The 11,367-nt window shown below is 61.5% G+C and carries 12 protein-coding genes; 6 read left to right on the top strand and 6 right to left on the bottom strand.

The annotated features are described in order from the left end of the window. Positions 1-101 precede the first annotated feature (101 nt). From AB4O22_RS29355 to AB4O22_RS29340, 4 genes are all read left to right on the top strand, one after another. The gene (locus tag AB4O22_RS29355) at positions 102-1,232 is read left to right on the top strand and encodes a PepSY-associated TM helix domain-containing protein (RefSeq protein ID WP_223471426.1); all 1,131 of its coding nucleotides are present in this window, start codon (positions 102-104) and stop codon (positions 1,230-1,232) included. Continuing rightward, a complete protein-coding gene (locus AB4O22_RS29350; RefSeq protein WP_223471428.1) occupies positions 1,229-1,408 on the top strand; it encodes a hypothetical protein in 180 nt (59 codons plus the stop codon). Before AB4O22_RS29355 ends, AB4O22_RS29350 begins: the two co-directional genes overlap by 4 nt. Positions 1,409-1,613: 205 nt before the next feature. Next, positions 1,614-2,912, top strand: coding sequence for an MFS transporter (locus AB4O22_RS29345; protein WP_460095653.1), 1,299 nt, complete (start codon positions 1,614-1,616; stop codon positions 2,910-2,912). 83 nt (positions 2,913-2,995) lie between these two features. Beyond that, entirely contained in the window at positions 2,996-3,625 is a 630-nt protein-coding gene (locus tag AB4O22_RS29340; protein WP_223471432.1) for a glutathione S-transferase, read from the top strand. A 183-nt stretch (positions 3,626-3,808) separates the two neighbouring features. Here AB4O22_RS29340 and creD read toward each other — a convergent pair whose 3' ends face one another. The 5 genes from creD to rloA2 all read right to left on the bottom strand — a co-directional run bounded on the left by creD (position 3,809) and on the right by rloA2 (position 9,057). Next, the gene (gene creD / locus AB4O22_RS29335; protein ID WP_003206274.1) at positions 3,809-5,182 is read right to left on the bottom strand and encodes a cell envelope integrity protein CreD; all 1,374 of its coding nucleotides are present in this window, start codon (positions 5,180-5,182) and stop codon (positions 3,809-3,811) included. Positions 5,183-5,236: 54 nt separating this feature from the next. Further along, positions 5,237-6,211 carry an alpha/beta hydrolase gene (locus tag AB4O22_RS29330; protein ID WP_223471436.1) on the bottom strand — a complete coding sequence of 325 codons (975 nt, stop codon included), beginning with the start codon at positions 6,209-6,211 and terminating at the stop codon, positions 5,237-5,239. 171 nt (positions 6,212-6,382) lie between these two features. Next, positions 6,383-7,801 (bottom strand): two-component system sensor histidine kinase CreC, encoded by a 1,419-nt coding sequence (creC, locus tag AB4O22_RS29325; RefSeq protein WP_223471438.1) that lies wholly within the window; start codon positions 7,799-7,801, stop codon positions 6,383-6,385. Next, positions 7,801-8,481 carry a two-component system response regulator CreB gene (gene creB, locus AB4O22_RS29320; RefSeq protein WP_223471440.1) on the bottom strand — a complete coding sequence of 227 codons (681 nt, stop codon included), beginning with the start codon at positions 8,479-8,481 and terminating at the stop codon, positions 7,801-7,803. The genes creC and creB overlap by 1 nt, the downstream gene beginning before the upstream one ends. Positions 8,482-8,550: 69 nt before the next feature. Next, the gene (gene rloA2, locus AB4O22_RS29315; protein ID WP_057449669.1) at positions 8,551-9,057 is read right to left on the bottom strand and encodes a retropepsin-like aspartic peptidase RloA2; all 507 of its coding nucleotides are present in this window, start codon (positions 9,055-9,057) and stop codon (positions 8,551-8,553) included. 178 nt (positions 9,058-9,235) lie between these two features. On the opposite strand from rloA2, the gene AB4O22_RS29310 reads away from it, so the two are divergent. Next, positions 9,236-10,129, top strand: coding sequence for an acyltransferase (locus AB4O22_RS29310; RefSeq protein ID WP_003206284.1), 894 nt, complete (start codon positions 9,236-9,238; stop codon positions 10,127-10,129). Positions 10,130-10,296: 167 nt separating this feature from the next. Further along, positions 10,297-10,638 (top strand): DUF3757 domain-containing protein, encoded by a 342-nt coding sequence (locus AB4O22_RS29305; RefSeq protein WP_223471442.1) that lies wholly within the window; start codon positions 10,297-10,299, stop codon positions 10,636-10,638. A gap of 40 nt (positions 10,639-10,678) precedes the next feature. Here AB4O22_RS29305 and AB4O22_RS29300 read toward each other — a convergent pair whose 3' ends face one another. Next, entirely contained in the window at positions 10,679-11,257 is a 579-nt protein-coding gene (locus tag AB4O22_RS29300) for a DUF2780 domain-containing protein (RefSeq protein WP_223471444.1), read from the bottom strand. Positions 11,258-11,367: the final 110 nt, after the last annotated feature.

Here is an 11,367-nt window from a genome sequence, read left to right as displayed (position 1 = left end):
GCGACTCGGTTTCGGAAGGACCGTATCGCCTGTTTCGCGGGCAAGCCTTGCTCCCACAGATATCCCTCGCCACAAGGTGCCCTTTTACATCCGGATCGATCATGAAAAGCAAAACCATCCGCCGCTGGTCCTTCGTCCACACCTGGACCAGTCTGATCTGCACGGTGTTCCTGCTGATGCTGGCGATCACCGGGCTGCCGTTGATCTTCCACCATGAAATCGAACACCTGCTGGGCGACGCTCCGCAGCTTCGGGAAATGCCGGCCGACACGCCGCCGCTGGACCTGCAACAACTGGTGGAAAAAGCCAAGGCCCATCGCCCGGGGGAAGTGGTCCAGTATTTTGGCTGGGACGATGATGACCCCAACGGCGTCATCACCATCATGGCGCCGACACCGGGCACCGAACCCAACTCGTCCCACACCTTCATGCTCGACGGACGTACCGGCGAGGCTCTGGAAATGCCCTCGGCCAATGGTGGCTTCATGATGGTCATGCTGCGCCTGCACGTGGACCTGTTCGCCGGGCTGCCGGGCAAGTTGCTGCTGGCGTTCATGGGCCTGCTGTTCGTGATTGCCATCGTCTCCGGGGTGGTCCTGTACCTGCCGTTCATGCGCCGCTTGAAGTTCGCCACGGTGCGTCAGGACAAATCCACGCGCCTGCGCTGGCTCGACCTGCACAACCTGATCGGCGTGGTCACACTGGTCTGGGCGCTGACCGTGGGCGTCACCGGCGTGATCGCCGCATGCGCCGACCTGATCATCGCCGCGTGGCGCAACGACAGCCTCAGCGCCATGGTCGAACCCTACCGCAACGCCCCACCACTGACCCAACTGGCACCGGCCACCCGACTGCTGGACATCGCCAAGGACGTCGCGCCGGGCATGGAGCCGAGTTTCATTGCCTTCCCCGGCACGCTGTTCTCCAGCGAGCACCACTACAGCGTCTTCATGAAGGGCGACACCCACCTGACCTCGCACCTGCTCACGCCCGTGCTGATCGATGCCACCACTTTGGACGTCACCGCCGTCGCCGAACGGCCGTGGTACATGGACGTCATGAGCCTGTCCCTGCCGCTGCACTTCGGTGACTACGGTGGCCGGCCAATGCAGATCTTCTGGGCGACCCTCGATGTACTGACCATCATCGTCCTCGGCAGCGGCGTTTACCTGTGGCTGGTGCGGCGTAAAACGGCCAAGCGCGTAACCGTCGGCACGGAGGTCGCCTCGTGAGGCCTCGGCAGTCGAGTTTCTGGAAAGTGTTTGGTATTCCCCTGATGATCGGTGCGCTTAGTGCGGCGGGGTTGTTCAGCGCATTGCTGGGTGACGGTCTGTGGGACGCCGTCAGTTGGCTGGGGTTGGGCATACCCTCCGTGTTGGCGGTGCGGGGATTGGTCCCACGCCGTTGAGTCATCCGGGCGCTCACTTGCCAGAGTGAGCACCCTCTCTCCTCGTCATACGACAACCGCAGATACGCCAGGTTGTTTCAAACCGCACAGCCTTTGACATATTTGTTGACAAATTAATTCTTGACCCTCTATAAGTGCGCCTGTTGTACGACAACCTACAACACAGCATGCGACGCCAAATCCAAAAATAATTGATGGTGAAGTAATGAAAATCAAAGGCATCCGCTGGTGGATGGTTGGCCTGGTCACGGCCGGCCTGATGGTCAACTACCTGGCTCGCAATACCCTCTCGGTGGCCGCTCCCACCCTGATGAGCGAAATGAACATCTCCACCGAGCAGTATTCCCACATCGTCGTGGCCTGGCAGATCTGCTACGCGTTGATGCAACCGGTGGCCGGCTACATCATCGACGCCATCGGCACCAAGATGGGTTTCGCCATTTTCGCGTTCGCCTGGTCCATCGCCTGTGCCGCAGCGGCCATGGCATCGGGCTGGCAGGGCCTGGCGTTTTTCCGGGGTTTGCTGGGCCTGACCGAAGCCGCCGGGCTGCCGGCTGCGGTAAAGACCTCTACCGAATGGTTCCCGGCCAGGGAACGCTCGGTGGCCATCGGCTGGTTCAACATCGGTTCCTCAATCGGCGCCGTACTGGCTCCGCCGCTCGTGGTCTGGGCGATCCTGAACAGTGGCTGGGAGCTGGCGTTCCTGATCGTTGGCGGCCTGGGCGTGGCCTGGACGTTACTCTGGATGATCTTTTACAAGCATCCGCGCGACCAGAAGCTCCTGGGCGACACCGAGCGTGATTATATCCTCAGCGGCCAGGAAGCTCACTTCCAAGACCCGACGCCAAAGAAAGGCAGCTGGAAACGCATCATCGCCAGCCGCAACTTCTACGCCATCGCCAGCGCCCGGATCCTCTCCGAGCCGGCCTGGCAAACGTTCAACGCCTGGATCCCGCTGTACCTGATGACCGAGCGGCACATGAACATCAAGGAAATCGCAATGTTCGCCTGGCTGCCGTTCCTGGCCGCCGACCTGGGTTGCGTGCTGGGCGGTTACCTGAGCCCGTTCTTCCATAAATACTGCAAGGTGTCGCTGTTTACTTCGCGCAAAATGGTCCTGTTGTTCGGTGCGTCCTGCATGATCGGCCCCGCCTGCATCGGCCTGGTTGCCAGCCCTTACACCGCCATCGCCCTGCTGTGCGTCGGCGGCTTTGCCCATCAGACCCTGTCCGGTGCGCTGTACGCCATCACGTCCGATTCGTTCGGCAAGAATGAAGTCGCCACCGCCACCGGCATGGGCGGGATGTTCGGTTACCTGGGCGCCGCCGCCTTCACGCTGCTGTTCGGCGTCATGGTGACCAAGATCGGCTACAGCCCACTGTTCGTGCTGCTGGCAATCTTCGATGTCATCGCCGCATTCATCGTCTGGACTGTCGCCCGGGAGCTCAAACACCAACCGGCAACGCCGTCGTCCGAGCCGCAAGCACTGCAACCGGCCGTCTGAGGCACCTTGCGGCCGGGCCCCTTCGGCTCGGTCGCACGAACGCGCCATGCTGCGCAGCAAGCCCCACTGATCGAGACGTTGCCATGTCCACCCCCAGCATGACGCTGTTCCACAACCCCGCTTCGCCCTTCGTTCGCAAGGTCCTGGTGCTGCTGCACGAAACCGGCCAGCAGGACCGCGTGGCGTTGCAGCTCAGCCAGCTCTCGCCGGTCAAGCCGGACCGGGTGCTGATCGATGACAACCCGTTGAGCAAGATCCCGGCCCTGCGCCTGGCCAACGGAACGGTGATCCATGACAGTCGCGTCATCCTCGACTACCTCGATCACCAGCACGTCGGCAACCCGCTGATCCCCCGGGACGGCGCGGCCCGCTGGCGGCGCCTGACCCTGGCCTCCCTGGCCGATGGGATCATGGATGCGGCGGTGATGATCCGCTACGAAACCGCGCTACGCCCTGTGGAAAAACACTGGGACGAATGGCTCGATGCGCAACGGGACAAGATTCGCCGGGCCCTGGGCATGCTCGAAGCCGAAGCGATTGCCGAACTGGCCTGCCACTTCGACGTGGCCTCCATCAGCGTGGCCTGCGCCTTGGGCTACCTGGACCTGCGCCATCCCGACCTGGAATGGCGCAAAGCCAATCCGCAACTGGCGGCGTGGTTTGCCGAGGTCAGTCTGCGGCCTTCGATGATTGAGACGGTGCCCAGGGTTTAGCTTTGCGTTAGCTGTGCCGGCCTTATCGCGAGCAAGCTCGCTCCCACAGGGGACCGTGGAGCTCTTTGTGGGAGCGAGCTTGCTCACGATAGCAGCGCACCGGATCCAGCGGAAACAACCCAGCAATGCGCATCACCAACACTTCGCGCACCCGCTGATCCTCACGCAACCCCAGCGACCGGCTCATTTCACCTCTCCCAAATCGAAGTTCATCGCCGCCGCCGGCTTCGCCCCGACCCCGTACCAGTCCAGCTTGCGGGTCAGCACCATGAACACGCCCAGCAGGCCGAACAGCAACAGCGAGCCCATCAACAACGCGTAGTCCTCGGCGCTCAACAGGCCGTAGAGCAAACCGTACAAGCCCGCCAGCCCTGCCGAGAATCCCAGGCCGTGGCTCACGCTGCGCAGCACATGGCAGACATAGAACCCGATCAGCAATACACAGGCGCTGGCCGACACCAGGTACGCCAGGGTGAAGCCGATGTGCTCCGACAGCGACAACAGCAGCAGGTAAAAGAATGCCAGCGCCACGCCCACCAAGGCGTATTGGACCGGGTGCACCGCCAGGCTCTTGAGTACCTCGAAGAGGAAGAAGCCGGCGAAGGTCAGGGCGACAAACAGCAGCGCATATTTGATCGCCCGGTCGCTCTTGAGGTACTGGTCCACCGGGTCGATGAAACTCACCCCGAAGGCCCGACTGCGGAACGCTTCACAACTATCGCTCGGTTCGCAGGCTTGCAGCGTTTCCAGAAGGTTGGTGGAGAAAAACGACGTCTGCCAGTCGGCACTGAAACCCTGCTCATTGATCTCACGATTGGTGGGCAGGTAGTTGCCGATGAAGCTCGGATGCGGCCAGTCGGCCGACAGGTGCACCTTGGTGGATTTGCCCACTGGCAGAATCTGGAACTCGCCAGTGCCTTGCAGACGCAGGTCAAAACCGAAGGTCAGCTCAGGGCCGCCCTGGGCGGTGATCATCGGCAGCGGCACATGCACACCCTGCCCCAGCCAGCCGAGTCGCGAGCCGGGCAGGAAGTCGACGGTCTGTTGGTTCAGCGTCAGGGTCAGCGCATTCTCGATGCCGCGAATATCGCTGATGCCGACACTCATGTACGGCTCGTCGAAGCGGTAATCGGCGAAATCCTTGGCGGCTACACCGTAGCGCTCAGGCACCTTGAAGCGACCATCGATCCGGTTATCGGCATGGAACAACCGCGCTTCGTAGATGCCCCGGGCCCGGGTTTCGGTGCGGACTTGGCCGTCGAGCTCAAACTGCTCCGGTAGAAAATACAACTCGCCCGCTCGCTCGACGGTTTCCAGGAAACGCACGCCGGTCTTCTCGTTGGTATTCCAGACCTTCACGCTCTTGCGAAACGGCACCACGATCATCGGCCCGATCAATTGCTGGCTGTAGCTGGAGCTGCGGGCGATGTCCTGCAGCACACCGTCACGCAGTTCCTGGCGCTCATCGATGAGCCCGTTGATCATCAACAAAGGGATCATCAACAAGAGAATCAGTAGGGCGATCATGCCCAGTTTTATGGCGAGACTGCGGTTCATGTGGGGCTCTCCCTGTTCGAATGAGGGAGAGTCTGGGATGGCTGTGTGCTGGGCTTATGGAGCGATTGTGGAGATTGTGTGGAGACTGCCCTCGCCTCGTTGCGCCGAAGCGCCGGCATCCGCGTCATCCACGGTCTGGAAAGCCTCGCGCAGAGAGTCCTCCATCATCTGCCAGGCCTCCTCGGCCGATTCGTCCGGCCCCAGGTGGGTGAACATATGGTCGCAGCCTTCAAACATTCGCTGGCGCACCGGCACGCCGGCCTGGCGCAACTTCTCGGCGTAGGCCTCGCCTTCGGCACGCAGGATATCGTATTGCGCCGTGATCACCGTGGCTGGCGGCATCCCCGCCAGTGCCTCGATCGGCGCCAACAGGGGTGAGGCCAACGGATCGCGAGCTTGTGCCGGATCGCTCAGGTAGCAGCTGTTGAAGAAGCGCATCAGGCCGGCATTGAGCAGTGGCCGGGCACTGGTGGACGTCTTCAAGGCTGGGTCCTGGTGCAGATCCAGCGCCGCATAGTCGATCAACTGATGCACCACCTTCAACGCTTGATGCCCTCGCGCCAGCCCCGCCACGGCGGCGGCCAGATTGCCGCCGGCGCTATGGCCGCCAACGGCGAGACGCTGAGGATCGATGCCCAGCGTTTCGGCTTCGCTGGCCAGCCATTCGAGCACCGCGAAGCACTGCCGCGGGCCTGCGGGGAAGGCGTGCTCTGGCGCCAGCACATAGTCCAGATTGACCACCAGGCAGTTCAGGTTATGGGCCAGTCGACGGCAATAGCTGTCGTCGTGTTCGGGCGTCCCGGCGACAAAGCCACCGCCATGGAAATTCAAGTACACCGGCAGCTTCGCCGAGGACTGCGAATGGGGCCAGTAAAACAGCGCCCGCGCAGCCCCCCAAGGGGTCGGGATGGTTTGCTCGACAACGGCGCGCAACGGAAACAATGCAGCGTCATAGGTAAACTTCGCCTTCATTCTCTTGGCGAAGGCGCGCAACAACTTGGCCTGCAGTTTTTGCCAGAGGCTCACCATGCTCATGCTCCCGGTTGTGTATCCACGAATAGGACCAGCCGACCGAAAGTCATCTCGCCGTAAGGCATGGCTTGCTGACAGGTTTATTGAATCGTTCGCCGGTGCTGAGGGGAAATTAAACCTAAAAAATGGTTATGTAAATTAATCAATAACAAGTTTAAGCAAATTCCCTCACGGCAACCTCAGCACCACCTCAACCCCGCCCTCGACATTGCCGATACTGAATTGCCCCCCATGCAACTGCACCACTTCCTCCACGAAGTTGAGCCCCAGCCCGGTGCTCTTGCGGCCGCTGTCTGGGCGCGGCAGGGAGTAGAAGCGCTCGCTCAGGCGTGGCAGCGCGTAGTCGGGAATCGGCGCGGCCTGATTGAACAGGCGGATCTCGACGCGATCCCCGCTGCGCTCGGCGCTGATACGTAGCCGGCCGTTGACGGGGGTGAAGTCCAGGGCGTTTTCCAGCAGGTTGCCCAAGGCCTGACGCAACAGGAACGGCTCACCGGTTAGTATCAGGTCGGCAGCGATGTGCTGCTCAACCGTCAACTGGCGACTTTCAATCCAGCCGCCACGCGCTTCCAACAACTCGTCCATCAACGCCGCCAGCGGCACCGCGACTTCTTCTTCCAACCCCTGGCGCTGCTCGATCTGGGCCAGGTTGAGCAACCGTTCGATCAACTGCTGCATGCGCACACTTTCGTTGTCGATGTTATTGACGAAGCGCTGGTGCTGGGCGGCGGGCATGTCGCTTTGCAGCAGTTCGGCGGCACCGCGAATCGCCGCCAGCGGGCTCTTGAGTTCGTGGGTCAGCGTATGCACGTAACGCTCGACGTAAGCCTTGCCTTCCAGTTGCGTGCGCATGTGTTCCACAGCGCCAGCCAGTTGCTCGAACTCGCCACCGCGATAATGCGGCACCTCCACCCGAAGTCCCTGGCTGACCGCCTGGGCATAGGCCGTCAAACGCCGCAGTGCCGCACTGAGCCACCACGACAACAAGCCCCCGAGCAACAGGCCCAGGGCCACCAGCCCGGCGCCATAGGCCAGCAGTCGCCGCTCGGTGCGATCGACATAAGGCTGCAATGAGCTGTTGGGCTTGGCGACGGTGACGACCCCAATGATGCGGCCGTTGTCACGGATCGGCGCGCCGACGTGCATCACCGAAGACGTCGGATCATCGGCAATGCTGCGGGTCGAGCGAGCGCCGTAGTGGCCGCGCAGGGTCAGGTAGACGTCGTTCCAGCGCGAATAATCCTGGCCCACCGCCACGCCACTGGAGTCGAGCACCACGATGCCGCTGGCATCGGTGACATAGATGCGATGGCTGACCTGGTTTTTCGGCAAGCCCCAGATCGTCGCCGCCGGCTGGCGCTCGCCGTAGGCCTTGAGCAACTGCGGCCAGCGATTCTGGTTGAGGGTGCCGGCCTTGAAATCGTCCCGCAGGATCTCGGCCATCAGGTTGGCCGTGTCCACCAGGGTTTCTTCGGTGGACTGGCGCACGCCGGGGCGGATTTCCTCCATGACCGTGTTGAGCACGAAATAACCGGTCAAGGCGATAAACAGCACATACACCAGGAAAATCCGGATCCCCAGCGACATCAGCTGTGCCCCGGACTGTAGCTGTAGCCCAGGCCCCGATGCGTCTGGATCGGCTCGGCCTCGGCCCGGACCAGGCGCAGCTTGGCGCGCACGCTCTTGATGTGGCTGTCGATGCTGCGCTCGTAGCCGGCATCGCTGGCCACGCCCAGGGCATCGAGCAATTGTTCGCGGCTGAAAACCCGCTCAGGTTGCTCCAGTAGACAATTGAGCAGGCGGAACTCGTGACGGGTGAGATTCAGCGGTTTGCCGCGATAGTTGATCTGCACACGGTCGGCATCGACCTGAAACAGCGCCGTGCTCGACTCCGCCGCCGGACGCGGCGCCATGCGCTTGAGAATCGCCCGGACTCTGGCCGCCACCTCGCGGGGGCTGAAGGGTTTGACCACGTAATCGTCGGCACCGATCTCCAGGCCCACCACCCGGTCGATCTCGCCATCCCGGGCTGTAAGAAAGATGACCGGAACGTCGCTGAAACGTCTGAGATTTTTACAAGTCTCGAATCCGCTGATATCCGGCAGCCCCACATCGAGAATGATCAGGTCCGCCGGAGCGCTTTTCTGGTGCTCAAGGGCCGCGGCACCAAGGCTCAGCCACGTGGTGTCGAACCCCTCCCCTTGCAGGGCAAACACCAGCGTATCGGCGATGGCGGCTTCGTCTTCGACAATCAGGATATGAGGCATGGCTTGCGAGCCCGGCAGTAAAGTTGCCGGAACGGTGCCGCAAGCCTTGGAGTACGTCAATCAGGGAAATCAGCAGTCAGGCTTATCCGCCGTAAACCGCCGCGCCGGGTTCACCGCCGCCCCGAACTCACGCAACGCCTTGGCGCCAATCAGCAACGGGTAATTGAAACTGCTGCGGTCCGTCAGGTTGACCTCGACCGTGCGCTTGACGTTACCCAGGCACAACTCCAGATCGACCACCGGGCGCTTGGTGGGCGCGATCTTTTCGTCGTCTTCTTCATCTTCCTCGGAACGGGTCTTGATCTTGCTGATGCGCGCGATCTTGTGCTCGTAGACCTTGTTGCTCGCATCCTTGGTCGCCAGGCGGAACCGCACCCAGTCATCGCCGTCGCGGGTGAAGGTCTCGATGTCCTTGGCCGACAGCGAGGCGGTCAGGGCGCCGGTGTCCATCTTGGCCTTGAGCACTTCGCCGCCGATTTCCGGCAGCGCGATGTATTCGTAGCGCCCGTACAGGGTTGGCTCGGCGGCCAGCACTGGAAGGGCCACCAGGGAAAGCAGGGCGAGAAAAGACTTCATGCAATAGGGCTTCCTGTGTGGGTGGTTTTTTAGACCGTGACCGACGGATTCGTTCGGTTGGTCATGCACCAGTGGCCCAGCCTACCCCGGCCAAGGTGAAACTTTCGTCCACACCGATTTGGCCTGCCGCCCGAAGCTTGCTTATCATGGCCCGCCCACCTGTTTGCAAGAGTCATCTATGCGCCGCCTGCTCACCGGCTGTTTCGTCACGCTGCTGTTATTGCTCAACACCCTGGTGCTGTTCGGGCCGTTGATGGTGTTCGCCGTGCTCAAACTGGTTCTGCCCGGGCGCTTTCGCGACTATGCCTCGTGGTCGGTGATGTGGATCGCCGAGACCTGGGCCGAGATCGACAAGCTGATCTTCGCCCTGTGCATCCCCACCCGCTGGGACATCCGCGGCGGCGCGGACCTGCGAGGCGATACGTCTTACCTGGTGATCAGCAATCACCAATCCTGGGTAGACATCCCCGCCCTCGTCCAGACCCTCAACCGGCGTACGCCGTTCTTCAAGTTCTTCCTCAAGAAAGAGCTGATCTGGGTGCCGTTCCTGGGATTGGCCTGGTGGGCGCTGGACTACCCCTTCATGAAGCGCTACACCAAGGCTTTCCTGGCAAAGAACCCGGAACTGGCCGGCAAGGACCTGGAAATCACCAGGGCCGCCTGCGAACTGTTCAAGCGCCAGCCGGTCACCGTGGTCAACTACCTCGAAGGCACCCGCTTCACCGCCGCCAAGAGCCAACAACAGCAATCGCCTTTCACCCACCTGCTCAAGCCCAAGGCCGGGGGCGTGGCGTTCGTACTGGCAGCCATGGGTGAGCAACTGGACGCGGTGCTGGACGTGACCGTGGTCTATCCGCAAGAGCGCATCCCCGGGTTCTGGGACTTGATCAGCGGCGCGGTGCCCAGGGTCATCATCGACATCCAGACCCGCGAACTGGACCCGACGCTATGGCAAGGCGACTACGAAAACGACCCGGTGTTTCGCCAGCACGTGCAGGACTGGGTCAACCAGCTATGGACTGAAAAGGACCGGCGCATCGCGGCCCTGCGCAGCGAGGGAAGTACTGCCTGACCGTTCTGACAGGCAACGCCGCGGATGAATACCTTAAAGCGGGAGGTCTGCTTTTTTTGGACCTGTCCTCTATTCCAAATCGACATAAAAAACTGTCAACCCTGACAGTAGCCCTGGCCAGGCACAGCCGCAAACATGTCGCCGACACAGAATATGGAGGCAGGCCAATGGGAAACTTCATGACAGGCGGCTCTGGAATACTCTTGCTGATAATCGGTCATGTCCACGCCGCAGAAGTCACTCACCCGAGTGCGGCACCCAGCCATGGCAATAATGAAACGGTAGAGATTCAGGATGATCGCGAATGGCAGCAACCGCGCCTCATACAGGCCGCCAACCCAGCGGTGGAACAATTCAACGAGGCCGAGTTCGCGATCCATGAATCCGACGAAGAGGAACAAGCATTAAGCAGGGTAACTCTCACCTGCAAAGTGGGTGGCATCCATCTCACGCTGCATTACCTTCAGGCCCAAGCGCCAACACCCGACTGCTTCAGCTTGAGCTTTTAAGGGCTTCGTGGCGGATTTTCGATGTCGCCACCTTTATCTATCAGACGCCTGCACCCGCGCCCCAAATACCACCCAGGTTCTGCAGCAGCGAACCGGCAACACCCTGTTGGCCGAGGTACTGCAGAATGATCGGAGCAAACTGGCCGATCATGCCGCTGTCCATGCCCAGCGCACTGAAGGCATTGTTCAGGTCGCCGGTGTCCTTGACGTTACCCAGCAGGCCATCGAGCAAGGCATTTTTGTCCGACCCGCCGCCGAGCAAACCACCCAGGCCATTGAGCCCACCGATGGCGCTGTTTCCGGCAATCTGATCCAGCCCCGGCACACTTTTGCTCAATTCGGAAAACTGCGGCTCGCTGAGCCGATTCTTCGCCAGCCCCAGCATCGCACCGGCACCGCCGATAGCCTGTTCCGGCGTGATCTTGAGTTCCGATCCCAAGGTGTTGAGCAGCCCGGCGGCTTTCGGCGCGGCGGCCACGGCGCCCTCGCCCTGCTCGCCTTGGTTGCCCTGCATCGCCGATACCACATTGGCTGCATCACTGAGGCTGAACTGCGCGAAGGCCGGGCTGGCAGCCAGCGTCAACAGGCAAGACAGAGCAAAACCACGTGAAACCTTCATCAGGAACTTCCTCTTGAGCATGAAAAAGCCGCTCGTAAAGAGCGGCGTAAAGCGTTCGTTGGACTGGGGTCCAGGGGGATTGTTCCCTAAGACGTATTGCATCTGCGGCC

The sequence above is a fragment of the Pseudomonas sp. S3_B11 genome, from assembly GCF_054667715.1.
Note: the sequence above shows the minus strand (reverse complement) of the source record. Positions and strands in the feature narration are given on the sequence as shown.

Coding starts and splice junctions, on each gene's coding strand:
- AB4O22_RS29355 (WP_223471426.1), top strand. CDS start 102: ATGAAAAGCAAAACCATCCGCCGCTGGTCCTTCGTCCACACCTGGACC.
- AB4O22_RS29345 (WP_460095653.1), top strand. CDS start 1,614: ATGAAAATCAAAGGCATCCGCTGGTGGATGGTTGGCCTGGTCACGGCC.
- AB4O22_RS29340 (WP_223471432.1), top strand. CDS start 2,996: ATGTCCACCCCCAGCATGACGCTGTTCCACAACCCCGCTTCGCCCTTC.
- creD (WP_003206274.1), bottom strand. CDS start 5,182: ATGAACCGCAGTCTCGCCATAAAACTGGGCATGATCGCCCTACTGATT.
- AB4O22_RS29330 (WP_223471436.1), bottom strand. CDS start 6,211: ATGGTGAGCCTCTGGCAAAAACTGCAGGCCAAGTTGTTGCGCGCCTTC.
- creC (WP_223471438.1), bottom strand. CDS start 7,801: ATGTCGCTGGGGATCCGGATTTTCCTGGTGTATGTGCTGTTTATCGCC.
- creB (WP_223471440.1), bottom strand. CDS start 8,481: ATGCCTCATATCCTGATTGTCGAAGACGAAGCCGCCATCGCCGATACG.
- rloA2 (WP_057449669.1), bottom strand. CDS start 9,057: ATGAAGTCTTTTCTCGCCCTGCTTTCCCTGGTGGCCCTTCCAGTGCTG.
- AB4O22_RS29310 (WP_003206284.1), top strand. CDS start 9,236: ATGCGCCGCCTGCTCACCGGCTGTTTCGTCACGCTGCTGTTATTGCTC.
- AB4O22_RS29305 (WP_223471442.1), top strand. CDS start 10,297: ATGGGAAACTTCATGACAGGCGGCTCTGGAATACTCTTGCTGATAATC.
- AB4O22_RS29300 (WP_223471444.1), bottom strand. CDS start 11,257: ATGAAGGTTTCACGTGGTTTTGCTCTGTCTTGCCTGTTGACGCTGGCT.